The sequence below is a fragment of the Corynebacterium sp. 21KM1197 genome (genome assembly GCF_033783015.1).
Classification (GTDB): Bacteria; Actinomycetota; Actinomycetes; order Mycobacteriales; family Mycobacteriaceae; genus Corynebacterium.
Genome location: NZ_CP123907.1, coordinates 1441729 through 1463964, shown reverse-complemented (window position 1 = coordinate 1463964; position 22236 = coordinate 1441729). Strand labels below are relative to the sequence as shown.

The following is a 22236-nucleotide window of genomic DNA, read 5'->3' as shown; positions in this document are numbered from 1 at the left end:
AATTATGATATTTATTCGGTGATATATGTACGATGAAGAATACTTTGGGATAAGGAAACCCCTGCTGATTGGCGGGGATAGTCTTTCGGTGAATATGGAGTTGGCTGCCTCCTACCCGCAGGGAACCGTTCTGAACGAGGATATTGACCCGCTGCGGGATTTCCGGGATTTCGAGAAAATCCTGGGATTTTCGTGCACCGGGGAGTGCGAGTGGAAGATAAGCGTTGCTCCCGTAGGCTCGGCGGCGCTGTGGGAGGTGCACGATTATCACAATCGCCCGGCGATGTTGGGCGAGGCCCCGGAGGATAGGGAGTGGGCCACTTTTCTTCTCACCGTGGCGGTGACGGGGGATCGTCTACCCCTCCGGCCCTTGTTTGCGGTGTGGTCGCTTGTTCTTTCCTCCATTACCCCGGTGACTCCCATGTCCCTCACCATGAGCATTGGTAGCAAGGATGGTGGTGATTGGCAGCCCTATAGGCCGGAGTATCTGATCCGCTCCCATGCCTATCAGGATAAGGAACCAGATCTGATCTTTCAGGATATTTCGGACGATGATGCGCATGTGCTGTGCCGGGTGACGAACTCGGAGGGAGACACTACCATGGCGAGATGCAAGCAGTTCACGCCCCTGCGGCTGGTGGAGAACTTTGAACTCCTTACACCAGCGGAGACGGAATCTCCGTGGGAGGAGTTTTACGTGCAGGCGGCTTTGATTTAGCGGTTGATGGAGGGCTAGCGGATATGCGCAAAGACTTTTACTCTTGGGTAAAAGAATATATAGCGGACGGGGACTGGCCCTCCCTGTACGATGTATATCGTTTCTTTGACTATGATCCCTTTGAGCCAACCCGGGAGCAAATCGCCGCGTCCATCAACGCGATATTCGACACGGGAAAGCTGAAGATGATGCTGGTGGACCCGGGGATCAAAAAGGTGTTTCTCCCGGGAGAGGTCGATGTGGAGGAGGTGATCGAGGAGGTGGATTCGTATGACCGGACATACTCCATGATGGCCTACTTCATTGATGTGTTAGAGGATTAGCCTCCCGGAGAAAGGAGGGGTGAGCAAAGGGCTCACCCCTCCTTTAAGACACCACCACCCCCACAATCGCCGCGTTGAGCATGTTGGTGAGGAACCCGGCGAAGAGCGCACGCAGCCCTAGTTCCGCGACGTCGGAACGCCGCTCCGGGCAGAGCGCCCCGAATGAGCCGATCTGAATGGCGATGGAGGCGAGGTTGGCAAAGCCCGCCAGGGCGAAGGTGCTGAGCATAATCGCCTTGTCGCTCATGGTGTCCACGTGCTCGGAGAAGCTGGTGTAGCCCACAAACTCGTTCAGGATGGTCTTTTGCCCGATGAAGTTGCCCACCAGGGAGGCCTCGTCCCAGGGCACGCCGATGGCCCAGGCCACGGGGCTAAAGAGGATTCCGAAGAGACCGTCGAGGGACCAGTTTTCCTGTCCAAAGAGGTTCCCGATTCCACCCAGCGCCGCCGAGGCCATGGCGATGAGCGCGATGAAGGCCACCAGCAGGCAGGCCACGGTCACGGCGATGCGCCCGCCGGAGAGCGCCCCGGCCCCCAGGGCGTCGATGAGGTTGCGGTTCTCGGTGTCCCGAATGTCGCGCACGTTGGCGCTGGCCACGGATTGTTCCGTCTCCGGCATGAGTCCCTTGGCCACGATGAGGGAGCCGGGGGCGTTCATGATGGAGGCGGCCAGCAGGTATTCCAGGGGCGCGCCCAGCAGGGAGTAGCCGATGAGGGTGGAACCGGCCACGGAGGCGAAGCCACCGGCCATGCAGGCGAAGAGTTCGGAGCGGGTGAGTTTGGGTAGCCAGGGCTTGATGACTAGGGGTGCCTCGGATTGGCCGAGGAAGATCACGGTGGAGGCCCACACGGATTCGAGTTTGGAGGTGCCCAGGATCTTGTTCAGTGCGGTGCCCACGATCTCCACGAACCACTGCAAAACGCGCAGGTAGTACAGCCCGCCGATGATCGCGCCCAGGAATACGATGATGGGCAGCACGTTGAGGGCGAACACAAAGGAATTGCCCTCGGTGTCAAAGAGGGAGCCGAATACAAAGCTGGTGCCCTCGTTGGTGAAGTCGATGAGTTTGGATATTCCGTTGGCGGTGGCCTTGAGGGCCTGGAATCCGGGTTCCCACTTGAGCACCAGGAGGGCAAAGATCGCCTGGAGGGCAAAGCCCACGCCCAGGGTGCGCCATTTAATATCGCGGCGGCTGCTGGAAAAGGCTACGATGATAGCAAAGATGCAGGCAATGCCGATGAGTCCTTGAAAGCGATCCATTGTTTATTCTCCCTGATTCTGCGGGGGATTCTTCGGAGCGGAACTTAATGCCTCGGGGCCAAAGGAATGGGGCAGGATCTCCTCAAAGTCCACGATGATGGGTTCGCCGGAGGCGTCCTCCACGATCACGTAGCGGCAGTGGAACTCGCGCAGCACCTGGCGGCAGGCCCCGCAGGGCCAGCAGGGCGCGGCGCGCAGGCCCACCACAGCCACGGCGGCAATGGCCGGGGGAGCGGCCCCCTCGGGGCGCTCGGTGGTGGCGACCATGCTGGTCACGGCGTTGCGCTCGGCGCAGATGGCCTCGCCGTAGGCGGCGTTTTCTACGTTGCAGCCGGAGATCACCCGATCCTCGGCGGTGAGCACCGCCGTGCCCACGGGGAAGTGGCTGTAGGGAACCCAGGCGCGGCGGGCTGCGTCGCGCGCGGCGTGTAGGAGCCGCCGGGCGGTATCGGGGGAGGGCGGGGAGGTCATGGTTTCTCCTGGTCAGCGCGTGCGGAGGTGGGTGAAAGTCACCATAAAAGCCAAGGATTACGTTTTGATAAAGATGATAAACTTCAATACGGCAACCGGCCAACTTAATCCGCGCCGAATGAGCGCGAGGCACGGTAGGCAACCGCGAGAAAAGAAGCCGCGAGGAAACACCGGGAAGGGGCCAGGCACGATCATGAGCAGCACCGAGCAGTTTGATGTGGTGGATATTATCCGCGCCAAGCGCGATGGTGGCCAGTGGACGGAACCTCAGATCGCCTGGGTGGTAGACGCCTATACGCGCGGGGTGGTGGGCGAGGAGCAGATGGCGGCCCTGGCCATGGCGATCTTCCTGCGGGGTATGAATCGCCGCGAGATTGCGCAGTGGACGCGCGCGATGATCGCCAGCGGAAGCACCCTTGACCTGCGCACCTTGAGCAAGAGGACCGTTGATAAGCATTCCACGGGCGGCGTGGGGGATAAGGTGACGCTGCCGCTGGGCCCGCTGGTGGCGAGCTTTGGGGTGGCGGTGCCGCAACTTTCCGGGCGCGGCCTGGGGCATACCGGCGGCACGCTGGATAAGTTGGAGTCCATCTCCGGCTGGTCCCCGGAGATGAGCACCGGGCGCATGCGGGAGATTCTGGAGGACGTGGGCGCGGTGGTGGCGGCCGCCAATGGTGATCTTGCCCCGGCGGATCGGAAACTGTATGCCCTGCGGGACGTCACGGCCACCGTGGATTGCATACCCCTGATCGCCAGTTCCATCATGAGCAAGAAGATCGCGGAGGGCACCTCCGGGCTGGTGCTGGACGTCAAGGTAGGCTCCGGGGCCTTTATGCGGGACGTGGACTCCGCGCGGGAGTTGGCGCGCACGATGGTGGACCTCGGTGCGGACGCGGGCGTGGCCACGCGCGCCTTGCTCACGGACATGGAGGTGCCCCTGGGGCGCACCATCGGCAACGCCCTAGAGGTGCGCGAGGCCGTGGAGGTGCTCAGCGGCGGCGGGCCGGCCGACGTGCGCGAACTCACCTGCGCCCTAGCGCGCGCCATGCTGGAGCTTGCCGACGTCCCCGACGCCGACGTGGAATCGGCCCTCGATAGCGGCCGCGCCATGGATACCTGGCGGCGCATGGTCACCGCCCAGGGCGGCGACCCTGACGCCCCGCTGCCCACCGCGCGGCACACGCACGAGGTGCGCGCGGAAGGGACGGGGTTCGTCGATAAGCTCGACGCCCTGGCCCTGGGCGTGGGTTCCTGGCGACTGGGCGCGGGACGGGCGCGCAAGGAGGACGCGGTGCAGGCCGGTGCGGGCATAGAATTGCACGTGGATTACGGGCAACGGGTGGCACCGGGGCAACCGATTGCGACGCTGCACACCGATACCCCGGAGCGCCTGGAACGCGCGCTGGAATCCATCACCCCCGGTATCCACATCGGGGAGCGGCCGCCCGCCCCGCGCACGCTCGTACACGACGTTATTTCTTAAAACCACTAGGAGGAAACCCCATGAGCACCATCGCCCGCATGATCGACCACACCCTGCTCAAGCCCGAGGCCACCGCGCAGGACATCGCGGAACTCATCACCGAGGCCGCCGACCTGGGCTGTTATTCCGTGTGCGTATCCCCCTCGCACCTGCCGCTGACCGCCGACCTCCCCGAGGGCCTGCACCTGGCGGTGGTGTGCGGCTTCCCCTCCGGGGCGCACCACAGTTCCATCAAGGCCGCCGAGGCCGCCCTGGCCGCCGCCCACGGTGCCGAGGAGATTGACATGGTGATCAACATCGCCGCCGCCAAGAATAATGACGCACAGGCGGTGGAAAGCGATATTCGCGCGGTGCGCGAGGCCGCCCCCGGCGTGGTGCTCAAGGTGATCATCGAGGCCGCCGCGCTGAGCGACGAGCAGATCGTGCTGTCCTGCCGCGCCGCCGAGGCCGCCGGGGCGGACTTTGTGAAAACCTCCACCGGATTCCACCCGGCGGGCGGGGCCACCGAGCACGCCGTGCGCCTCATGCGTGAGACGGTGGGCGAGCGCCTGGGGGTCAAGGCCTCCGGCGGTATTCGCGACACCGCCACCGCTCGCGCCATGATCGAGGCCGGAGCCACCCGGCTGGGTTGCTCGTCGAGCCGCGACGTGGTGGAGGGCTAAGTGACCTCGACTTTGCAGCAGGAGGTGCTTGATCGTGCCCGCCGCTGGCGCGATCACGATCCCGACCCGCACACCAGGGCGGAACTGGACGCGCTGATTGCCCGGCGCGACCCGGAATTAGCGCGGCGCTTTGCCGGGCCGCTGACCTTTGGCACCGCCGGGCTGCGCGGGCGGCTGGGCGCGGGGGAGAGCCGCATGAACCTGGCCACCGTGATTCGAGCGAGCCGGGGCCTGGGCCGCTGGCTGAGCGAGCGCGGGGAGCGCGAGGGCTGGGAAACGCGCCCGCGCGTGGTGGTGGGCTGCGATGCCCGGCACGGCTCCCGCGAGTTTCACCGCGCCACGGCGGAGGTGCTGGCCGCCGCCGGGTGCGAGGTGCTGCTGCTTCCAGGTGAACTCCCCACCCCCGTGACGGCCTTTGCGGTGCGCCACCTGGATTGCGAGGCGGGAGTGATGGTCACCGCCTCGCACAATCCCCCGCAGGATAACGGTTACAAGGTGTACCTGGGCGGCCGCGCGGTATCTGCCGACGCCGCCCGGGGCGTTCAACTCATCGCCCCGAACGATAGCGAGATCGCCGCCGCGATCGCGGCCGCCGAACCCGCCGACGAGGTGCCGCGCCGGGGGATTGAGGAACATGAGGGACGTGCGGGGAGCGCGGGGGCTGAGCGGAGCGAATACCCGGTGCCGGTGGGCGAGGAGATCGTGGAGGCCTACGTGCGGCGGGTACTCCGCGGTGCGCTGCCCGGCGGCAACCCCGTTGCCTGCGATCTGCCCATCGTGGTCACCGCCCTGCACGGGGTGGGCGGGGAGATCCTGGTGCGCGTGCTGCGCGAGGCCGGGTTTAGCGCGGTGACCCCGGTGGCGGAGCAGCAGCGGCCCGACCCGGATTTTCCTACCGTGGACTTCCCCAACCCGGAGGAGCCCGGTGCCCTCGACCTCGCCTACGCTACCGCCAAGGCCACGGGCGCGAGGTTGATCCTGGCGCTGGACCCGGACGCCGATCGGTGTGCGGTGGCCATTCCGGTAGATGTCGGCTGTGGGGCGGACGGCTCGGATAGCCCGGAGGGGGCAGACGGCTCGGGTAGCGCGGCGGGTAAGGCGGGCAGGGAACAACCCTGCTGGGAACAACTCAGCGGGGATCGCGTGGGGGCGCTGCTGGGGGAGGAGGCCGCCAGCGGTGCCGCCGGGGAGGGTGCTGCGGGGGTGCTGGCCTGCTCGATCGTGAGTTCTCGGCTCCTGGAGCGGATCGCGCAGCGCCACGGCCTGGGCTTTGCGCCCACGCTTACCGGCTTCAAGTGGATCGGCCGGGTACCGGGGCTGGTGTTCGGGTACGAGGAGGCCATTGGTTATTGCCCCGATCCCCAGGCGGTGCGGGATAAGGATGGCATCGCCGCCTGCCTGCGCGTGGCGCTCTTAGCGGCGCGGTGCGCTGGCCAGGGTGAGAGCCTGCGGGAGTACGGCCAGCGTATTGACGCCGCCTACGGGGTGTACCTCACCCGGCCGCTCACGGTGCGCATGGATTCCCCGGAGCAGGCCGCAGCGGCGGTGGAGCGATTCCTGGCTGCCCCGCCGGACGCGCTGGACGGAACCAAAGTCACCGCCGTCCATGACCTCGGCGCGGGGTACCGGGGCCTGCCCGCCACTCCCGGGGTGGTGTTATTCACGAAGGCCGATGATCGGGTGATTCTGCGCCCCTCCGGCACGGAGCCCAAGCTCAAGTGCTACGCGGAGGTGATCGCGCAGGAGCGCTCCCAGGCGCAGGAGCGCATGGCGGCGCTCCTCGGTGATCTGGAGGTAGCGGTGGGAGCAATCGCAGGAGTCGGCCGGGGCTGAGCCGTAACCGAGCCGGGACGCCCCACCGGGGGCGCCCTGCGCTTATCTTGCCCGATCAGAGCGCCGTCTGATTAGAGAGCCACCAGGGGCAGGGCCAGTTCCATCATGGCGGTAAAGGAGGTCTGGCGCTCCTCCGGGGTGGTGGAGGCCCCGGTGAGGATGTTATCGGAGACGGTAAACAACCCCAGGGCCTCCACCCCGGCGCGGGCCGCCACGGCGTAGAGCCCGGCCGATTCCATCTCCACGCCGAGCACCCCCATGCGCGACCACCGCTCCACGGCGGTGTCGTCGTCGCCGTAGAAGGTATCGCTGGAAAGGATATTGCCCACGTGCGTGGTGATCCCCTTTCTGGCGGCCTCCTCCTGGATCGCGGAGAGCAGCCGCCAGGAGGCGATGGGGGCAAAGGTGCCGGGTACCTTGTACTGCTCCAGGAAGCGGGAGTCCGTGCAGGCCCCCTGGGCCACGATGATCTCGTAGGTATCCAGGTGCTTTTGCAGCGCCCCGCAGGAGCCCACGCGGATGAGTTTCTTGGCGCCAAAGAAGTGGATTAACTCGTACGCGTAGAGGGAGATGGAGGGGATTCCCATGCCGGAGCCCATCACGGAGACCTCCAGGCCCCGGTAGGTGCCGGTAAAGCCGAGCATGTTGCGCACGGAATTGAACTGCACCACGTCCTTGAGGTAGGTATCCGCGATGAACTTGGCGCGCAGCGGGTCGCCGGGCAGCAGGACGGTTTCCGCGATGGGCGCGCCGTGGGGCTGGATGTGCGGGGTGGAGGTGGTGGACATGCGTTTTCCTTATAGCAGTGGGATGAAAGTGGGATAAAAACAGACGTGTACAGATTACCGTCCCCCGGGCGCTGGGGTCTGTGTTGTGCGCTCTGGCTAGACTGCTAGGTCATGGAGCTGATGATCGGAAGGGTAATCAAGTCCCACGGTATCCGGGGGGAGGTGTCCGTGGAGGCCACCACGGACGAGCCGGAGGAGCGCTTTGCCGTGGGGCAGGTGCTCACCGGGAGGCAGAACAAGAAGGATCGGGAACTCACCGTCAGAGCCATGCGCCCGCACAAGGGGCGGCTGCTGCTGATGTTTGAGGAGGTGCCCGACCGCACGGCGGCGGACTCCCTGCGCGGAATGCAGTTTTTTGCCGAGCCCCGCGAGGACGGCGATGATGAGGGCTTTTATGATCACGAGTTGGAGGGCCTGCGCGTGCTGCACTCCGGCGCGGAGATCGGCACCGTCACGGGGGTCATGCACGGCCCGCACCGCAACCTCTTGGAGGTCACCCTGGAATCGGGCAAGGAGGCGCTGGTGCCCTTTGTGGAGGCGATCGTGCCCGAGGTGGACTTGAGCGCTGGTACCGTGACGATCACCCCGCCCGAGGGATTGCTGGAACTCTAATGCGCCTGGACGTCATCACGATCTTCCCCGAGTACCTCGACCCCTTGCGCCACGCGCTACTGGGCAAGGCCATCGAGCAGGGCCGCCTGGAGGTGGGCGTGCACGATCTGCGCGCCTGGGCCACGGACGGGCATAAGTCCGTGGATTCCTCCCCGGCCGGCGGCGGGCCCGGCATGGTGATGAAGCCCCAGGTGTGGGGCCCGGCGCTGGACGACGTCGCCACCGGCACCGCCGCCACCCCCATCCTGGAAAGCGCGCTGCCGCACCTGGATCGCGCCCGTCACGACGAGTTGGAGGGCGTGGCCGAGCACCGCTACGAGGAGCGGGAGGAGGATAGCGACCTGCCGCTGCTGATCGTGCCCACGCCCGCCGGAAAGCCGTTCACGCAGGCGGACGCGCGCGCCTGGTCGCACGAGGAGCACGTGGTTTTTGCCTGCGGGCGCTACGAGGGCATTGACCAGCGGGTGCTCATCGACGCCACCCGCCGCTACCGCGTGCGCGAGGTGTCCATCGGGGATTACGTGCTCATCGGCGGGGAGGTGGCGGCCCTGGTGATCGCGGAGGCGATCGTGCGGTTGATCCCCGGCGTGCTGGGCAATAGGCGCAGCCACGAGGAGGATAGTTTCTCCGACGGGCTTTTAGAGGGGCCCTGCTATACCAAGCCCCGGCAGTGGCGGGAATTGGAGATACCGGAGGTGCTGTTTTCCGGGAATCATGCGCGCGTGGATCGGTGGCGCAGGGAGCAATCCCTGCTGCGCACCCTGCGCGTGCGCCCGGAGCTTCTTCGCACTGCGGAGTTGAGCGCGGCCGACCGCGCCTTTCTCCAAGAACAGGGGTGGGCCGGTGAGTGAGATCGCCACCGATCTTCAGGCGCTCCTGCTTCCTGCCGAGTGGCGGCGGTGTGCCGAGCAGATGCCGGAGGAATTAGGACGGCGCGGTTATGAGGTGTCCGGGATATGGGCGCAGGAGGTGGATCTGACCTGCGAGCCGGATAACATGCTGGCCACCCAGTACGCCCAGGTGGAGGGGCACCCGCCGATAGCGGAGGTGCTGCACCACATCGTGATCAACGGGAGCAGCGAACTTGACCTGCGCCAGGCCACCGCCGCCGTGGTGGCCTGTCTGCCGGAGGGCGCGTACTGGTATGGCACCTCCGTGGCGGGGCACCTTAATCCCGGCGGGGTTGCGGCGTGCGCGTGGCAGCACCCACGGGAGCCGCAGCGTAGGAGTTAAGCACGGCGGCGGCATACTCGGCGTGCTCAGTGTCCGTGCAGCTGACCTCGATCACTTTTCCGGTGCGCAGGCGCACCCGCAGTCCGGTGCCGCCGCGCAGCATGAGGGCGCGCCCGCGCGAGGAGATACGCCACCCCCAGCCGCCCCAGTCGGCGGGATTGAGATTGGCGACCTCCGCGTGCTCGATCTCGTCGATGGCTATGTTTAGGCGCGGCCAGCCGAGGAGAGAGCGGAGAGCGAGCCCCCGGGAATCGGCGCGCACCTGCCAGGCGGCGGTGCTCAGGGTGAGCAGAAACACGAGCAGCCCGGCGGGCAGAAGCCACGGCTCAAAGAGCACCCCGCACAGGAGCAGAGTGGCGGCGGCAAGACCCAGTAACAGGAGCAGCGGCAGGGGCAGGGAGGCGGTGCCGATCCAGGCGGTGGCCCCGCCGGTGGGAATCTCCAGCGCGCCGGGTATCACCGGGGAATCGACGCGGGGCGAAATGGGCCGGGCGATCAGGGCGATGAGGGTTCCTCCGGCCACGGCGCCGCCCAGGAGAATGAGGATCGGGGCGGCGGTGAGGGGAGTGCCTGGCTCAAGGCGCAGGAGCGTGAGCACCGTCCCGGAGACGAGGAAGCAGCCAAAGGCCATGCTCGCGGCGTGGACGCGGGCGGCGGCGCCATAGGCCAGCCCACGCGAGGCGGCCCGGCAGAAGAACCCCAAAATGACGATCACCAGAGCGAGGGAGCAGGACCAGAGCGTCCACGGGGAGGCGAAGCCATCGGGGGAGGAGCCAGAGAAGTGCACGGCGAGGGGATTGGGTGCCTCACCGAGGAGGAGAAGCGACCACCCCAGCAGGGCGGCGCTGATGAGGCCGGTGGGTAGGGCGGTGCTGAGTAGAAAGCGAGTCATTGCAGACCTCCTTGGGAAAGTAGCTTGGTCACGGCATCGAGGGAGAGGCGGTGACGCTGGGCGACGTCGATAAGCGCTTGAACGCTGCGTTGTACCTCCTGATCGATGGCGGGTTTGGGTGGAGCCAGGGCCACGGCGCCACGGCCCCGGCGCAGTTCCACCAGGCCGCGATCGCGCAGCAGGCGGTAGGCCTGAAGCACGGTGTTGCGGTTGAGTTCCAGCGAGGCGGCTAGTTCCGTGGCGGCGGGGAGGCGCTGAGCGGGGGCGATCTGACCCGAGCGGATCTGGTGCTCGATCTGCGTGACGATTTGTTCGTAGATGGGTTGGGGATCGTGGGGATCGATAAGAACTAGCACAACTAGTAAAACTAGCACAATGGCGTCGAGGGGGCTACCGCTACAATGAACCGAATGATCGCAGCCACCATCGCTCAGGAGATCGGCGCGGGGCAGGAGCAGGTCGAGGCCGTCCTGCGCCTGCTCGGGGAGGGCAACACCGTCCCCTTCATCGCGCGCTACCGCAAGGAGGCCACCGGAGGCCTCGACGACACCGCCCTGCGCGCCATCGAGGAGCGCGCCACCTACCTGCGCGAACTCCAAGACCGCAAGGAAACGGTACTGGCCGCCATCGAGGAACAGGGCAAACTCGATGACACCCTGCGAGCCCTGATCGCGGAGTGCACCACCAAGGCCCGCCTGGAGGACCTCTACGCGCCCTTTAAAAAGCGCCGCAAGACCAAGGCGGACAAGGCCCGCGAGGCAGGGCTGGAACCGCTGACCGACGCCCTGATTTCCGATACCTCCCTGGATCCGGAGGAGGCCGCCGCGACGTACCTCACCGAGGGCTATGCCGATACCAAGGCCGCGCTCGACGGCGCGCGGGCCATCCTCATCGACCGCTTCTCCCTCAATGCCGACCTCGTGGGCGAGGTGCGCGAGGAGGTATTCCGGCGCGGCGAACTGCGCTCCGGGGTGATCGAGGGCAAGGAGGCCGAGGGTGCCAAGTACAAGGATTACTTCGAGTTCTCCGAGCCCTTGCGCGCCCTGCCCAGCCACCGAATCCTCGCCCTGCTGCGCGGGGAAGCCGAGGGAGTGCTGCGCCTCGATCTTGACGCCGGCGAGGACGAACTCTACGAGGGCATGATCGCCCGCGCCTTCGATCTGGACACCCACGCCTCGCGCTGGCTTGCCGACGCCGTGCACTGGGGCTGGCGCACCAAACTAGAGGTATCCTCCGGCCTCGACGCCCGCACCCGGCTCAAGGAACGCGCAGAACAAGGCGCGTTGGAGGTCTTTGCCGCCAACCTGCGCGACGTGCTGCTCGCCGCCCCCGCCGGGCCCAAGGCCGTACTCGGGCTCGACCCCGGATACCGCAACGGCGTGAAGTGCGCGGTGGTGGACGCCACCGGCAAGGTTCTCGATACCGCCATCGTCTACCCCCACCAGCCGCAGAACCGCTGGTCCCAGGCCTTAACGGAACTTACTACCCTGTGTACCAAGCACGGGGTGGAACTGCTCGCGGTGGGCAATGGCACCGCCTCGCGCGAATCGGAAAAACTTGCCCGCGAGGTGGCCGAGGCCGCCGCCACCGCCGGTGGGGTGCGCCCCACCCCCGTGGTGGTCTCCGAGTCCGGGGCCTCGGTGTACTCGGCCTCGGAACTCGCCGCCCAGGAGTTCCCCCAGATGGACGTCTCTCTGCGCGGCGCGGTCTCCATCGCCCGCCGCCTCCAGGACCCCCTGGCGGAACTGGTCAAGATCGACCCCAAGGCCATCGGCGTGGGTCAATACCAGCACGACGTCAATCAAACCGCCCTGGCCCGTACCCTCGACGGCGTGGTGGAGGACGCCGTCAATGGCGTGGGCGTGGACCTCAACTCCGCCTCCGCGCCCCTGCTCACCAGGGTGGCCGGGGTGTCCGCCACCGTGGCGGATAACATCGTGGCCTACCGCGACGAGCACGGGGCCTTTTCCACCCGTAAGGAACTAGGAAAGGTGCCGCGCCTGGGGCCCAAGGCCTTTGAGCAGTGCGCGGGCTTCCTGCGCATCAACGGGGGCACGGAACCCCTCGACGCCTCCGCCGTGCACCCCGAGGCCTATCCCGTGGTGGAACGCATCGCCGCCTCCCAGGGCTGCGCGGTGGCTGACCTCATTGGTAATTCCCGCCTGCTCGGGGGCCTGCGCCCCGGAGACTACGCCGACGAGACCTTTGGTATCCCCACCGTCACGGGCATCATTGCGGAACTAGATAAGCCGGGGCGTGACCCCCGCCCGGAGTTCACCACCGCCACCTTCAAGGAGGGCGTGGAAAAGGTCTCCGATCTTCAACCCGGCATGATCCTAGAGGGCACCGTTTCCAACGTGGCGGCCTTTGGGGCCTTCGTGGACATCGGAGTGCACCAGGACGGGCTGGTGCATGTTTCGGCCATGTCCAAGAACTTCGTCTCTAATCCCCGCGACGTGGTGCGCTCCGGGGAAGTGGTGCGCGTGAAAGTCCTAGACGTGGACGTGGAACGCAAGCGCATATCGCTCACCCTGCGGCTCGATGACGAACCCGGTGCCGCGCGCGGGGAAAAGGACGGCGGGAAAAACGGGCGCGGCGATAACAAGCGCGGCGGCGATAAGCCCGCACGGCCCGGGCGGAATCAACGCGGGCGCGGGGGCCGCCAGCGTGGCGGTGCCGGTTCTTCTGCCGGAGGCTCGATGGCCGAGGCCCTTAAGCGCGCCGGGTTTGGTGCTTAGGTGCTTTCTTCCGTGGTAGCGGAATGAAGCCCCAGAGTTTCCGGGGTTTCGGCAGGAGCCTCGGGGGTGTGCGGCCGACCATGTAGTAATACTCGTCGGGAACCTCGACATCAATGCGATCGGCGATGTTTGTTTGGATACGGGCGTATGAGAGTTCGGACCTGGGTGACAGCGGATACACCATGATCTGGTTCCTTTCTCTTAGAGCTATGGCCATCGTACTTTTCCACGGAGCAGGGCGTCCATTGGCCGTCGATGGGTAACCAAAGAACAGGACGGGGATGGAGCACCTGGGTACCGGACCGTACCCAATATAATTCCGTGGGCGTCAGCAGAGCACTGCCGCTGAGTTCCTCCAGCGCGTTCCATCCCATTTCCCGGAGCAATGTGGAAGGGTCCTGGGTTTTATCCACCGCCCAGATGAACCGCTGCCACCACTCGGCGCGATTATCCGCTAGCACCTTTTGAATATGCGCCTTGGTGTTCAACCGGATCGTCCACACCACCGCGATGAACCCCAGGACGGACACCGCCACCTGTGCCCCGCGCCAGACCAGATCCCAGTTCCAGTCCGCCGTGTAACTATGAACCGCGCCGATGAGCGCTTCCCCATGCTCCAGCATTGTCCCTACCCCCGATAAGTTTTTCCCCGATTATGCCCCAATCAGGGGCGCGGCACTCCGCCGGGCAGGTTGAGGAGGTCATACCCCAGTTTCTGCGCCAGGGCGGAATAGTTACGCACGAACTCCGCGCTGCGCCTCCCGGAGGCGCAGTACACCACCACGCGCCGGGTGGGCAGCGCGCCCAGGGCGGCGCGAACCTTCTCCTCCTCGGCATCGTCGAGGGTGCTCAGCGGCAGCCGCCGGGGGAGTATCGGGGCGGGGAGGTCGGCCAGCAGGGATTCGTGTGGTTCGCGCACGTCTAGCGCGGTGGCGGTGCCCGCCCGGAGTTCCTCAAGGAGTGCGTGATTGTCCGCAGGGGCGGGCAGGGCGCAGGCCTCCTCGTAGGAATCCCGTAATTCCCGCGCGCGGGGCCGGGCGGGATCGGCGGAGACGGTCACGGTGCGCAGCGTGGTGTTCAGGGCATTGTAGGAGGTCATGCGCCCCGGTTCCACGGGGTGCAGGCCGCTGAGGTACTTGATGGCCTCGGTGGCCATGAGGTTGCCCACCACCGCCGTGGTGGCCCCGAGCACGCCCGCGGTGGCGCAGTCGGGGGTGAAGTCGGGGCCGGGTTGGGTGGGAAAGAGATCGCGCAGCCCCACGCCGCCTCCCGGGGTGCCCGGCCCGGAGTGCCACAGGGCCACCTGCCCGGCAAAGCGCAGCACCGTTCCCCAGAGCAGGGGAGTGCCGGTGACCTCGGCGGCGTCGGCGCTGAGGTATTTGGTGGCAAAGGTATCGGAACCATCGATCACCAGGTCGGCGGCACGAACCAGGTCAAGGGCGTTATGGACGTCAAGGCGCGTGCGCAGCGCGGACACGGAGATACCCGATTGCAGTTCCCGCAGCCGGGCGGCGGCCACCTCCACCTTGGGTTTTCCCTCGTCGGAGGCCCCAAAGAGGATCTGGCGGTGGATATTGCTGAGGTCCACCACGTCGTCGTCGATAATGCTCAACCGCCCCACCCCGGCTCCGGCGAGGGATTGCAGCAGCGGGCACCCCAGGCCACCCGCGCCGATGACCAGCACGCGGGAGCGGTGGAGGCGTTCTTGTTGTTCCATACCAAAGCCGGGCAGGGCCAGCTGGCGGGCCACGCGGCGCAGTTCCTGTTTATTCATGGCTTGTTAGAGCACCTGATCCGCCCACTCGGCCAGGCCCTCGAAGGTGGAGGAGGCCTGGGCGTGGCGGCGCTGGGGGATTCGCCCGGATTGCCGCGCCAGGTACCCGGCCTCTACGGCCAGTCGCATGGCGCGCGCCATGCCCACGGGATCTTGGCAGCGGTTGATCGCGCTGGCCAGCAGCACCCCGGAGCAACCCAGTTCCATCGCCAGGGTGGCGTCGGAAGCCGTGCCCACCCCGGCGTCGAGGATTACCGGAACCGTGGCGCGCTGGCAGATGAGTTCGATGTTGTGTGGGTTGAGGATGCCCAGCCCGGTGCCGATGGGCGAGCCCAGGGGCATGACGGCCGCCACGCCGATGTCCTCTAGGCGCTGCGCGGTCACGGGATCGTCCGAGGTATAGGCCAGCACCGTGAAGCCGTCTGCGATGAGGAGTTCGCAGGCGTCGATAAGCTCCGCGGTGTCGGGCAGCAGGGTGTGCTCGTCCGCGATGACCTCCGCCTTGACCCAGGAGGTTCTCAGCGCCTCGCGGGCGAGTTGGGCGGTGAGCAGCGCGTCGCGCGCGGTGCGGCAGCCGGCGGTATTGGGCAAAGGGTCGATGCCCAGGCGGCGCAGCAGGTCAAAGATGGATTCCCCGCCGCCGGGGGTGCGCGCGGAGTGGCGGCGCATGGCCACGGTGGTCAGCCGCGTGCCGGAGGCCACCAGCGATTCCTCCATGATGCTTTGCGAGGTAGCCCCGCCGGTGCCCATGATGAGCCGGGAATCAAAGGAACGATCCGCGATGGTGAGCACGGCTAGCCTCCCTGCACGGCGGTGAGAATATCCACCACATCGCCCTCGGAAAGGGCTTGATCCCAGCGGGAGGCGGGGATCACCTGGGCGTTGATCGCCACGGCGACGCCCTCGCGCGAGCCCACCTCCGCGTCTACTAGTTCCGCCACGCTGAGGGCTTCGCCCGTGCGCGCGGTGCCATTGACGGTGTACTGCATTATTGCTCCTTGTGTGGTTGCGAGTGATGGTGCGCGCGGTGCCGCCGTGGATCGCAGGCGCCGAGGTCAAAGCCGGGGGACTCGCCCAGCGCCAGGCGCGCGCCCGCCAGCCCGCCGAGGGCAGCCAGCAGGATTCCGTGGCGGAAATAGCCGGTGGAGATCACGGTATTACCCACCCGCCCCAGGTACGGCAGATCGTCCGGGGTGCCGGGGCGCGCGCCCGTGCCCCATTCCAACAGATCGGCCTCCTCCAGGGCGGGCACGATCCGGCAGGAATCCCGCAGCAGATCGCGCACCGAGCCCAGCGGAGTACCGGCGCGGTGATCCTCCCGCGAGGTCGCTCCGATGGCCACCGTCTCGCCCCGGGGAATGAGGTAGACGGGACGATCCTCCACGAAACCCCGCACCACCCGCTCTATCAGGCCGGGGGCGCGGGCGATGAGAATATCCCCGTACACCGGGCGCAGGGCCAAGCCCTCGGTGAGGCGGGCGGCCCCCAATCCTGCGGAGAGCACCACCCGCGCGCCCCGCGTATCGACGCCCCCGCGATCCGTGCGCACTTCATTCTCACCCATCCTGGTGACGGTGGCAGGCAGGAACGTCACGCCCCGGCGGCGCAGCGCGTCCATGAGCGCCGCCGCGAACAGCCTCGGGGCCACCTGGGTATCGCCGGGAATGGACACCGCCCCGGCCAGGGCGGGGGAGAGCGCGGGTTCTACCTTGCGCGCTTCCCGCACGGTCAGCGGCTTCACCGCCATGCCGTGCGCCTGCTGGTGGGCGGTGAGATTGCGCAGGTGGTGCGCGTCGGCGCGGTCGGCGGCCACCACCAGGGTTCCCTCCTCGCGGTAGCCGGTGGGCAGATCGGTGGCGGCGGACACCCGGCGGATCAGGCTGGGGTACAGCCGGGCAGATTCCAGCATGAGGGGATATAAGGCCTCCTGGCGATACTGCACCTCGGCCACCGGGGCGAGCATGCCCCCGGCGTAGTGGGAGGCTGCGCCGACGGGGTGGGGGTCGATGACGGTGAGGGAGAGATCCTTTCCGGCGATCTCCGTGAGCTCAAAGGCGGTGCACAGGCCCACGATCCCGGCCCCCACCACGATCACCCGTTCCGGTCGGTGTGCGTTCATGACCGGGCCCCGGGGTGAAAGGCTCCAACGACTTCACGGGCCGTGGCCTCGGGATTATCCGCCCGCATGAGGCCCCGGCTCAGCGCCACCCCGGCCACCCCCGTGGCGGCCAGGGCCGGGGCATCGGCGGCGGTGACATCCCCGATGGCCACCACGGGCACCCGGGAGGCGCGCACCAGCGGCTCGTATCCCGCCACGCCCAGGGGCGGGCGGCCGGAATCCTTGGTGGGGGTGGGGCGATACGGCCCGGCGCCGATGTAATCAATGACCTCGGCTACCTCGTTGGCCGCCTCCACCAGGGGCAGGGTGCCGGTGGTCAGCCCGATGATGGCCCGGGGGCCGAGGATCGCGCGGGCGTCCCGCACGGGCAGGTCCTCCTGGCCCAGGTGCACCCCGTGGACGTGTTCGCCCCGGTGCATGAGCGCGGCGGCGATGTCCACGCGGTCGTCGATGAGCACCCTGGTGGCGGGGTTGGCCTGGGCCACGGCGCGAGCCACCTCGGTGGCCAGATCCAGGAGGTCGCGGGGATTGATGGGCTTGCTGCGCACCTGCACCACCCCGGCCCCGCCGCGCGCGGCAGCGGTGGCCACCCACGCGGCATCCCCCGGGCCGGTGACCAGGTAACACCGTAGATCCAGCATGATTCTCCTTGCTTCCTTCGCCGGCATGATCCGGGCAGGTTCGACGGTCCGCGCGGCAGTGAGGCGCGTTCTCAGCCCGCTTGGCCGCGGGCTCCCGTGAGGCTGTGGCCAGTGTAGCGCGGCGGCGGGGCGCGGCGGGTGAGTTTGGCGATCGCCGGGGCATAGTGGAATAATGAGCGGGTTGCTTGCTCTGCTTTGAGCACGCGGCGAAGATATGTCACGGATATGAACCGGCCGAGCGCCCGTCATGGGAAGCGCCGCCAGGGTCCTCTTTCCCGAAATGTAAGGATTGTTTTTCCATGAACATTCTCGACAAGGTCGATGCAGCACAGCTCCGCGATGATATTCCGGACTTCCGCCCCGGTGACACCCTCGGCGTGAACGTCAAGGTGATCGAGGGCTCCAACGAGCGTACCCAGCTCTTCACCGGCGTGGTCATTCGCCGCCAGGGTTCCGGTATCCGCGAGACCTTCACCGTGCGCAAGGTGTCCTTTGGTATTGGTGTGGAGCGTACCTTCCCGGTGCACTCCCCGAACATCGCCTCCATCGAGGTCACCCGCCGTGGTCGCGTGCGCCGCGCCAAGCTGTACTACCTGCGCAACCTGCGCGGTAAGGCAGCCCGCATTAAGGAACGCCGCTAGTTTCTTATTGCCCACGCGCCCCCGCTGCTCCTGGTTTTCTTCCTGGGCAGCGGGGGCGTCGTGCATAGTAGGGGCTTATCGACGCCCCGGTGGTGACTCTTGGCGCTGATACACGGGCCGCGCGGTTGGGCATCGGGAAGCCTCGGGTGCCGCCTGCTAAAGTCGAAAACCGTGACTGATTCTTCTCGTGCTTCTCTCTCCGCCGATTCTGCGGATTCCGCGAACACCTCGGATGAGGCTAAGGCCAAGAAAGAGAAAAAGGAACTGCCCTGGTATTTGGAGATTCCGCTGATTATCGGCGTGACCTTCCTGATCGTCTTTTTGGTGCAGACTTTCGTGGGGCGCGTGTACATGATTCCCAGCGGCTCGATGGAGCCCACCCTGCATGGCTGTGATGGCTGCGCGGGGGATCGTATCGCGGTAGAGAAGGTTTCCTACTACTTCTCCGAGCCCAAGCCCGGCGACGTGGTGGTCTTTGCCGGTACCCCCTCCTGGAACGAGCAGTACGTATCCCCGCGCTCGGATAACCCCGTGGTGCGCGGCTTCCAGGAACTCGGTTCCTACGTGGGGCTGGTGGCCCCCGATGAGAACAACCTGGTCAAGCGCGTGATCGCCACCGAAGGTCAGACGGTTTCCTGCCAGGAGGGCGATCCGGCCGTGATGGTGGACGGCGAGCCCACTGATCAAACCTTTACCCTTGACCCGCCGCAGTTCCCGGTCGGTGAGCGCGAAGGTGGCTCCGAGGCCTGCGGCGGCTCGTACTTTGGCCCCGTGACGGTGCCGGAGGGCAACGTGTGGGTGATGGGCGATAACCGCACTAATTCCGGCGATTCCCGCGCCCATATGGGCGACCAGTACCAGGGCACCATTCCGGTGGAGAATATTCGCGGCAAGACGGTGGCGCGGATCTGGCCCCTGAACCGCATTGGCCTGGTGGATTCCCCGGATATTCACAATGACGCCGCCGCGCAGGAGGCAGCCGCCTAATCATGCGTCGCCTGACGCAATTGCGCACGCTAGAGGTGGCGCTGGATCGCGCGGGCCTGGGCCCGGTGGCGGGGGTGGACGAGGCCGGGCGCGGCGCTTGCGCCGGGCCCCTGACCATCGGCGCCTGCGTGCTCCCGCCGGGCACCATCGCGGAGTTGGACCGCCTCACCGATTCCAAAAAGCTCACCCCGGCCGCGCGCGAGCGCCTTTTCCCCTTAATCAAGCACCACGCGCTTGCCTGGGCCGTGGTGGTGGTCAGCGCCCAGGACATTGATTCCTACGGTATCCAGCACGCCAATGTTTCCGGTATGCGCCGCGCGGTGGTGGCCCTGGATACCGTGCCCGGATACGTGCTCAGCGATGCCGTGAAGATTCCCGGCATGCGCCAGCCGCACCTGCCGATCATCGGCGGGGACGCCGCCGCCCGGTGTATTGCGGCGGCGAGCGTGTTGGCCAAGGTCACCAGGGATCGCATGATGGCGGAACTGGACGAGCGCTATCCGGGGTATGGCTTTGCGGGGCACAAGGGATATGGCACAAAGGCGCACATGGACGCGGTGCGCCGCCACGGGGCGAGCCCGGAGCATAGATACACTTACTCCAATGTGAGCGCCGCTCACTCCCAGTGGCTCCACGCCCAGGGCGCGCGCTGAGCGCATCGAGTTCCGTGGTGCTTCTGCGGGACAAGGGGTGAGCGTTGAGATGAGGAAGGAACAGGAGAGCGATGAGTGCCGAAGAGCTGGAAAACTATGAGGCCGAGGCGGAGTTGTCCCTTTACCGCGAGTACCGCGATGTGGTCAGCCAGTTCTCCTACGTGGTGGAAACGGAGCGCCGCTTTTACCTGGCCAATGCCGTGGAGTTAATTCCGCACGGCAACGGCGCGGATGTGTATTACGAGGTGCGCATGTCCGACGCCTGGGTGTGGGACATGTACCGGCCCGCCCGATTCGTGCGGTACGTGCGGGTCATTACGTTCAAGGACGTGAACATCGAGGAACTGGATAAGCCAGACCTGGTGGTGCCGGAGTAAAACCGAGCGTCCAGGGTGTGTGGATAACCGGGGTTATCCACACACCTTTTTGCGTCCTGCGGTGAGGACCGGTGCGGCGGGGCAGGCTGGCGGTCATGGCAAAGACAACAGCAATGACATTGGGCCAGCAGGGGGAGGCCTTCGCCGCGGCGTATTACCGCGAGCGCGGGGCGCGCGTACTGAACATGAACGTGCGGTGCGCCTCGGGGGAGATTGACCTCATCGCGCGCGAGCCCGGGGGAACCGTGGTGTTCGTGGAGGTCAAAACCCGCAGCGGGCGCGATTTCGGTGCTGCAGAGGCGGTGGATCGCCGCAAATTATCGCGCATGCGCCGTGCCGCCGCCGAGTGGTTGCGCGATAAGCCCTGGGCGCAGGTGCGTTTCGACGTCCTCGCGCTCACCGTGGTGGGGCGGCACCGGGATTCGCGCTGCGAGCGCCTGGTCTTTGACGCCCAGTGCTACGAGGGGGTGGATTCCGGTGCCCGCTGGTCTGCTGAGTCCCTGCCGCCTGGGTAGAACGCACACGATGGCCCTGCACGGCGTGCGGGCCCACCCCGTGACCGTGGAGGCAAATATCGGTCCCGGTCTGCCGGGAATGTACATGGTGGGGCTTGGCGACGCCTCCGTGCGCGAATCGCGCGACCGTATCCGCACGGCGGTAGCGAACAGCGGCCTGGCCTGGCCGCGCACCAAGATCATCGTCTCCCTTTCCCCGGCCTCCCTACCTAAATCGGGAGGGCACTTTGACCTCTCGATCACCCTGGCCGTTCTCAGCGCGATGATGGTGGGAGAGCAGGCGGAGGAGGCGCGCCGACGCCTTGGTTCCACGCTCTTACTGGGCGAGGTGGCGCTCGATGGTACCCTGCGGCCCGTCTCCGGGGCGTTACCCGCGCTACTAGGAGCGCAGCGCCAGGGGCTTAGGCGCGCGGTGGTGCCGCCGGGCAATGAGGCGGAGGCCGCCTTGGTGGGCGCCACGGAGGTGTTGGTGGCCCCGAGCCTGATGGCGGTGGTGGAATGGGCGCGCGGCGAGCGGGAATTACCGCGTGCGCGGCGGGAAAGCGGTGGCCCTGCGGCGCAGAACCTCGGTGACTTTTCCGAGATCGCGGGCCAACACCGAGCGGTGCGCGCCGCCGAGGTGGCCGCCGCCGGTGGGCACCACTTCATGCTCATCGGGCCGCCCGGTTCGGGAAAATCCATGATTGCCCAAAGATTACCCACGATTCTTCCGGCCTTGACGCAACGCCAAACGCTAGAGGCCACGGCGGTGCATTCGGTGGCCGCGCCCTCCTTTAGCGGGCCGGTGTCTTACCCGCCGTTTATCGCCCCGCACCACTCCATCAGCAGGGCGGGGCTGCTGGGCGGCGGCAGCGGGATACCCCGCCCGGGTGCGGTGACCCTGGCCCATCACGGGATTCTCTTCCTCGACGAGGTATCCGAGATCCCCGCCGCGGTGCTCGACGGGCTGCGTACCCCCTTGGATAACGCCCAGGTGCGGTTGATCCGCGCCCACCGCGAATATCTTTTTCCCGCACGATTCCAACTGGTGCTGGCCGCCAATCCCTGCCGGTGCGCGGCCAATGATCCCCAGGCGTGCCGATGCCTGCCCCGGCAGCGAGCCACCTACCTGGATAACCTTTCCGGCCCGCTGCGCGATCGCCTGGACATCATCGTGCGCACCAGCGCCGTGGGTGCGCATCTGCGCACCGATTCCTCCCGCAGCAGCGCGGAGTTAGCGGCAAATGTAGCCCAGGCCAGGCAGCGTTCCCGCGCGCGGTGGCGCGCCGCCGGGAGAGACGAGCGGTGCACGTCCGAGGTCCCTCCTCCGGTGCTGCGGCGGCATTTTCCGGCCACGGAGGAGGCCATGTTGCTTCTGGAGGCATACCTGGCTCAGGGAACGCTGAGCCAGCGCGCGGTAGATCGCGCCCTGGCCGTGGCCTGGACGCTTAGCGATCTGTCCGGGGGAGCCCAGCCGGGGATAACGGAAGTCTCGGAGGCAATAGACCTCCACGGATCGTTAAAGGAATAATCACG

The 22236-nt window shown here is 66.7% G+C and carries 26 protein-coding genes and 1 riboswitch; of the genes, 15 read left to right on the top strand and 11 right to left on the bottom strand.

The genetic code is table 11. The annotated features are described in order from the left end of the window. Positions 1-25 precede the first annotated feature (25 nt). Positions 26-718: a hypothetical protein gene (locus OLW90_RS07125; protein ID WP_319649402.1), complete on the top strand. Its 693-nt coding sequence runs from the start codon at positions 26-28 to the stop codon at positions 716-718. Positions 719-741: 23 nt separating this feature from the next. Then, positions 742-1041, top strand: a complete 300-nt coding sequence (locus OLW90_RS07120) for a hypothetical protein (RefSeq protein WP_319649401.1) — start codon at positions 742-744, stop codon at positions 1039-1041. 43 nt (positions 1042-1084) lie between these two features. On the opposite strand, the gene OLW90_RS07115 is transcribed toward OLW90_RS07120, so the two are convergent. Continuing rightward, positions 1085-2302, bottom strand: coding sequence for a NupC/NupG family nucleoside CNT transporter (locus tag OLW90_RS07115; protein ID WP_319649399.1), 1218 nt, complete (start codon positions 2300-2302; stop codon positions 1085-1087). A gap of 3 nt (positions 2303-2305) precedes the next feature. Beyond that, a complete protein-coding gene (locus OLW90_RS07110) occupies positions 2306-2773 on the bottom strand; it encodes a cytidine deaminase (RefSeq protein WP_319649398.1) in 468 nt (155 codons plus the stop codon). A gap of 193 nt (positions 2774-2966) precedes the next feature. Between OLW90_RS07110 and OLW90_RS07105 the strand changes: the two genes are divergently transcribed. From OLW90_RS07105 to OLW90_RS07095, 3 genes are read left to right on the top strand one after another with little or no spacing between them, the layout of a single operon-like run. Continuing rightward, a complete protein-coding gene (locus tag OLW90_RS07105) occupies positions 2967-4256 on the top strand; it encodes a thymidine phosphorylase (protein WP_319649397.1) in 1290 nt (429 codons plus the stop codon). A gap of 20 nt (positions 4257-4276) precedes the next feature. Further along, complete coding sequence (deoC, locus tag OLW90_RS07100; protein WP_319649396.1) at positions 4277-4918, top strand: deoxyribose-phosphate aldolase; 642 nt, start codon at positions 4277-4279, stop codon at positions 4916-4918. After that, positions 4919-6751: a phospho-sugar mutase gene (locus OLW90_RS07095; RefSeq protein WP_319649395.1), complete on the top strand. Its 1833-nt coding sequence runs from the start codon at positions 4919-4921 to the stop codon at positions 6749-6751. It begins immediately after the preceding gene. Positions 6752-6822: 71 nt separating this feature from the next. Here OLW90_RS07095 and deoD read toward each other — a convergent pair whose 3' ends face one another. After that, entirely contained in the window at positions 6823-7539 is a 717-nt protein-coding gene (gene deoD, locus OLW90_RS07090) for a purine-nucleoside phosphorylase (RefSeq protein ID WP_319649394.1), read from the bottom strand. A 111-nt stretch (positions 7540-7650) separates the two neighbouring features. Between deoD and rimM the strand changes: the two genes are divergently transcribed. From rimM to OLW90_RS07075, 3 genes are read left to right on the top strand one after another with little or no spacing between them, the layout of a single operon-like run. Further along, entirely contained in the window at positions 7651-8151 is a 501-nt protein-coding gene (rimM, locus tag OLW90_RS07085; RefSeq protein ID WP_319649393.1) for a ribosome maturation factor RimM, read from the top strand. After that, entirely contained in the window at positions 8151-9002 is an 852-nt protein-coding gene (gene trmD, locus OLW90_RS07080) for a tRNA (guanosine(37)-N1)-methyltransferase TrmD (RefSeq protein ID WP_319649392.1), read from the top strand. Before rimM ends, trmD begins: the two co-directional genes overlap by 1 nt. Continuing rightward, complete coding sequence (locus OLW90_RS07075) at positions 8995-9384, top strand: hypothetical protein (protein WP_319649391.1); 390 nt, start codon at positions 8995-8997, stop codon at positions 9382-9384. Before trmD ends, OLW90_RS07075 begins: the two co-directional genes overlap by 8 nt. Here OLW90_RS07075 and OLW90_RS07070 read toward each other — a convergent pair. Next, complete coding sequence (locus tag OLW90_RS07070; protein WP_319649390.1) at positions 9320-10276, bottom strand: hypothetical protein; 957 nt, start codon at positions 10274-10276, stop codon at positions 9320-9322. The two genes, OLW90_RS07075 and OLW90_RS07070, sit on opposite strands and share 65 nt — an antisense overlap. Next, entirely contained in the window at positions 10273-10632 is a 360-nt protein-coding gene (locus tag OLW90_RS07065; RefSeq protein ID WP_319649389.1) for a GntR family transcriptional regulator, read from the bottom strand. The genes OLW90_RS07070 and OLW90_RS07065 overlap by 4 nt, the downstream gene beginning before the upstream one ends. A 54-nt stretch (positions 10633-10686) precedes the next feature. On the opposite strand from OLW90_RS07065, the gene OLW90_RS07060 reads away from it, so the two are divergent. Beyond that, a complete protein-coding gene (locus OLW90_RS07060; protein WP_413464528.1) occupies positions 10687-13014 on the top strand; it encodes a Tex family protein in 2328 nt (775 codons plus the stop codon). Positions 13015-13124: 110 nt separating this feature from the next. Here OLW90_RS07060 and OLW90_RS07055 read toward each other — a convergent pair whose 3' ends face one another. From OLW90_RS07055 to OLW90_RS07030, 6 genes are all read right to left on the bottom strand, one after another. Continuing rightward, positions 13125-13637, bottom strand: coding sequence for a hypothetical protein (locus tag OLW90_RS07055; RefSeq protein WP_319649387.1), 513 nt, complete (start codon positions 13635-13637; stop codon positions 13125-13127). Positions 13638-13678: 41 nt separating this feature from the next. After that, the gene (locus tag OLW90_RS07050; protein ID WP_319649386.1) at positions 13679-14788 is read right to left on the bottom strand and encodes a ThiF family adenylyltransferase; all 1110 of its coding nucleotides are present in this window, start codon (positions 14786-14788) and stop codon (positions 13679-13681) included. Between the two features lie 6 nt (positions 14789-14794). Continuing rightward, on the bottom strand, positions 14795-15580 hold the full coding sequence (locus OLW90_RS07045) for a thiazole synthase (protein WP_319649385.1): 786 nt from the start codon (positions 15578-15580) through the stop codon (positions 14795-14797). A gap of 2 nt (positions 15581-15582) precedes the next feature. After that, the gene (gene thiS, locus OLW90_RS07040; protein ID WP_319649384.1) at positions 15583-15777 is read right to left on the bottom strand and encodes a sulfur carrier protein ThiS; all 195 of its coding nucleotides are present in this window, start codon (positions 15775-15777) and stop codon (positions 15583-15585) included. Continuing rightward, positions 15777-16907, bottom strand: coding sequence for a glycine oxidase ThiO (gene thiO / locus OLW90_RS07035; protein WP_319649383.1), 1131 nt, complete (start codon positions 16905-16907; stop codon positions 15777-15779). The genes thiS and thiO overlap by 1 nt, the downstream gene beginning before the upstream one ends. Next, positions 16904-17548 (bottom strand): thiamine phosphate synthase, encoded by a 645-nt coding sequence (locus OLW90_RS07030; RefSeq protein WP_319651848.1) that lies wholly within the window; start codon positions 17546-17548, stop codon positions 16904-16906. Before OLW90_RS07030 ends, thiO begins: the two co-directional genes overlap by 4 nt. After that, a riboswitch (TPP riboswitch) is annotated at positions 17543-17655 on the bottom strand. (Overlaps the previous gene by 6 nt.) Positions 17656-17847: 192 nt before the next feature. On the opposite strand from OLW90_RS07030, the gene rplS reads away from it, so the two are divergent. The 6 genes from rplS to OLW90_RS07000 all read left to right on the top strand — a co-directional run bounded on the left by rplS (position 17848) and on the right by OLW90_RS07000 (position 22231). After that, positions 17848-18189, top strand: coding sequence for a 50S ribosomal protein L19 (gene rplS / locus OLW90_RS07025; protein WP_055121671.1), 342 nt, complete (start codon positions 17848-17850; stop codon positions 18187-18189). Positions 18190-18360: 171 nt separating this feature from the next. Further along, the gene (gene lepB, locus OLW90_RS07020; protein ID WP_413464458.1) at positions 18361-19176 is read left to right on the top strand and encodes a signal peptidase I; all 816 of its coding nucleotides are present in this window, start codon (positions 18361-18363) and stop codon (positions 19174-19176) included. Positions 19177-19178: 2 nt separating this feature from the next. Continuing rightward, a complete protein-coding gene (locus OLW90_RS07015; RefSeq protein WP_319649382.1) occupies positions 19179-19829 on the top strand; it encodes a ribonuclease HII in 651 nt (216 codons plus the stop codon). 71 nt (positions 19830-19900) lie between these two features. Then, on the top strand, positions 19901-20206 hold the full coding sequence (locus tag OLW90_RS07010; protein WP_319649381.1) for a DUF2469 domain-containing protein: 306 nt from the start codon (positions 19901-19903) through the stop codon (positions 20204-20206). A 95-nt stretch (positions 20207-20301) separates the two neighbouring features. Beyond that, the gene (locus OLW90_RS07005) at positions 20302-20721 is read left to right on the top strand and encodes a YraN family protein (RefSeq protein ID WP_319649380.1); all 420 of its coding nucleotides are present in this window, start codon (positions 20302-20304) and stop codon (positions 20719-20721) included. Between the two features lie 10 nt (positions 20722-20731). Beyond that, positions 20732-22231, top strand: a complete 1500-nt coding sequence (locus OLW90_RS07000) for a YifB family Mg chelatase-like AAA ATPase (RefSeq protein ID WP_319649379.1) — start codon at positions 20732-20734, stop codon at positions 22229-22231. Positions 22232-22236: the final 5 nt, after the last annotated feature.

Coding starts and splice junctions, on each gene's coding strand:
- OLW90_RS07125 (WP_319649402.1), top strand. CDS start 26: ATGTACGATGAAGAATACTTTGGGATAAGGAAACCCCTGCTGATTGGC.
- OLW90_RS07120 (WP_319649401.1), top strand. CDS start 742: ATGCGCAAAGACTTTTACTCTTGGGTAAAAGAATATATAGCGGACGGG.
- OLW90_RS07115 (WP_319649399.1), bottom strand. CDS start 2,302: ATGGATCGCTTTCAAGGACTCATCGGCATTGCCTGCATCTTTGCTATC.
- OLW90_RS07110 (WP_319649398.1), bottom strand. CDS start 2,773: ATGACCTCCCCGCCCTCCCCCGATACCGCCCGGCGGCTCCTACACGCC.
- OLW90_RS07105 (WP_319649397.1), top strand. CDS start 2,967: ATGAGCAGCACCGAGCAGTTTGATGTGGTGGATATTATCCGCGCCAAG.
- deoC (WP_319649396.1), top strand. CDS start 4,277: ATGAGCACCATCGCCCGCATGATCGACCACACCCTGCTCAAGCCCGAG.
- deoD (WP_319649394.1), bottom strand. CDS start 7,539: ATGTCCACCACCTCCACCCCGCACATCCAGCCCCACGGCGCGCCCATC.
- rimM (WP_319649393.1), top strand. CDS start 7,651: ATGGAGCTGATGATCGGAAGGGTAATCAAGTCCCACGGTATCCGGGGG.
- trmD (WP_319649392.1), top strand. CDS start 8,151: ATGCGCCTGGACGTCATCACGATCTTCCCCGAGTACCTCGACCCCTTG.
- OLW90_RS07070 (WP_319649390.1), bottom strand. CDS start 10,276: ATGACTCGCTTTCTACTCAGCACCGCCCTACCCACCGGCCTCATCAGC.
- OLW90_RS07060 (WP_413464528.1), top strand. CDS start 10,687: ATGATCGCAGCCACCATCGCTCAGGAGATCGGCGCGGGGCAGGAGCAG.
- OLW90_RS07055 (WP_319649387.1), bottom strand. CDS start 13,637: ATGCTGGAGCATGGGGAAGCGCTCATCGGCGCGGTTCATAGTTACACG.
- OLW90_RS07050 (WP_319649386.1), bottom strand. CDS start 14,788: ATGAATAAACAGGAACTGCGCCGCGTGGCCCGCCAGCTGGCCCTGCCC.
- thiS (WP_319649384.1), bottom strand. CDS start 15,777: ATGCAGTACACCGTCAATGGCACCGCGCGCACGGGCGAAGCCCTCAGC.
- thiO (WP_319649383.1), bottom strand. CDS start 16,907: ATGAACGCACACCGACCGGAACGGGTGATCGTGGTGGGGGCCGGGATC.
- OLW90_RS07030 (WP_319651848.1), bottom strand. CDS start 17,548: ATGCTGGATCTACGGTGTTACCTGGTCACCGGCCCGGGGGATGCCGCG.
- rplS (WP_055121671.1), top strand. CDS start 17,848: ATGAACATTCTCGACAAGGTCGATGCAGCACAGCTCCGCGATGATATT.
- OLW90_RS07015 (WP_319649382.1), top strand. CDS start 19,179: ATGCGTCGCCTGACGCAATTGCGCACGCTAGAGGTGGCGCTGGATCGC.
- OLW90_RS07010 (WP_319649381.1), top strand. CDS start 19,901: ATGAGTGCCGAAGAGCTGGAAAACTATGAGGCCGAGGCGGAGTTGTCC.
- OLW90_RS07005 (WP_319649380.1), top strand. CDS start 20,302: ATGGCAAAGACAACAGCAATGACATTGGGCCAGCAGGGGGAGGCCTTC.
- OLW90_RS07000 (WP_319649379.1), top strand. CDS start 20,732: ATGGCCCTGCACGGCGTGCGGGCCCACCCCGTGACCGTGGAGGCAAAT.